1 protein-coding gene is annotated in these 1,526 nt (G+C 36.8%); it reads left to right on the top strand.

The window, feature by feature from the left end; translation table 11 throughout:
* The first annotated feature begins 896 nt into the window (after positions 1–896).
* Positions 897–1,244, top strand: a complete 348-nt coding sequence (locus DXB58_RS27550; protein ID WP_004296294.1) for a hypothetical protein — start codon at positions 897–899, stop codon at positions 1,242–1,244.
* Positions 1,245–1,526: the final 282 nt, after the last annotated feature.

Raw genomic sequence — 1,526 nt, 5'->3', positions numbered from 1 at the left:
AATATAATCCCTTATGAAATAGTAAAATATTTAATGCGTCTGCCCTGCCCTTCCTACTACTATCTGTATCGTTCCACTCCAGTGAACAGGCTTGTGCACTAGAGTGAAAAGAACCGTCCACTCGAGTGGAACGATCTGTTCACTGGAGTGGAACGATACAGATGCAGGTAGGAAAATATACAAATGTCCGCTCTATATACTTTCAATAAGCACTGGTAATATATTGTAAAGCAGTGTATAGTCTGGTATTCTACTTGGTCTTTAGCTTAGAATCTGGCTTGATAATTTATAGGATAAATGGTTAAAATACTATGAGAAATACCTTGAAAAGGTATGAGAAATGCGTTGTTTTATGGACAAAATGCTGGTAATACTATGAGAAATGCCGTTTTGAATTTTTATTCTCATTGTGTTATATTGTTGATTTACAGAAAAATATTGTGCGTGTTATGAGAATATGAGAAATGAAAAAGAAAAATTGTTTCTAGTAGGATATTGGGGTTGTGCTTTTTATGCGATATGGACTGAATTAATTGATCTATCATGTTTTTCCTGTCAAAATTGTTTGTTTAATAGATATTTATTTCTACTTTTGTGATAACTTACTTTCGAGCGAAGGAAGTAGTTTTTTAATAATTTTATTGAGAACGGTTATTTGTTGCATTCTATATAAAAATCCGCTAATTTTTTACTCCTGAATGACAATGAGTGACAGGTCTCACGCACACTTTTGTATATGTTATGTTTATATACTTAAATGGGCGTGGGGCTATCACTTATGTTCAGGAGAGGGTCTTAGCGGATACCTTATATAGAGCGTAAGTAGATAGTTTCCACGCTCTCTTTTTTTATAACCCTCGCACCACCGGGAACTGATGCGGTAATAAACGCAACCTATGTACGGAGACTTTAATCGAATTGTTGTTCAGCTGACTCAGCATCCTGTTATGTACAAACCCCTCTCGGATTTAACCTATACGGAATGTGAACTAGCCTATGCTTTGATACGGGAGTTGATTGATTTGTCAATCGAAGGGGATTATACTTTATTGGACTATATCCAAATGGCCCGGCTGGAATACTATCTGGGTGAACTGTCTTGTAAGATAAGCTGTAGTAGGGAGGAGACTGCCCTTCATTATGCGGGCGCCCTTCATCTGTTAGAAAAAGGCGGCTTTGATTTGGGCATAAAGAAGTGGGTTGAACTTGTCAGCCTGCGAATAGAGAACTCTAAAAAAGAATGACATTCTGATTTTATAGTTAGAATCTGATTAGTACCCACTCTGTATTTATCCGATCTATACCTATGGAATAGTCAACCGTTAGACCGCTTAGAAAAAGTATTCTGACGGTTGATTCTAAATCCTCTTGCTTTTTTCTAATATCTATTCTCTTGTAGTTTTCTTTTTCGTCTTTTTCTTTTCATTCTCTTTTCACGCCTTTGCGCGCCCGCGTGTGATATAATAATGTGTATCCCTCTCGTCGTTTCCGCACACAATTTCCCCGTACTTAAAAAATATGTTCTA

Source organism: Bacteroides sp. OM05-10AA, assembly GCF_003439055.1.
Classification (GTDB): Bacteria; Bacteroidota; Bacteroidia; order Bacteroidales; family Bacteroidaceae; genus Bacteroides; species Bacteroides intestinigallinarum.
Note: the sequence above shows the minus strand (reverse complement) of the source record. Positions and strands in the feature narration are given on the sequence as shown.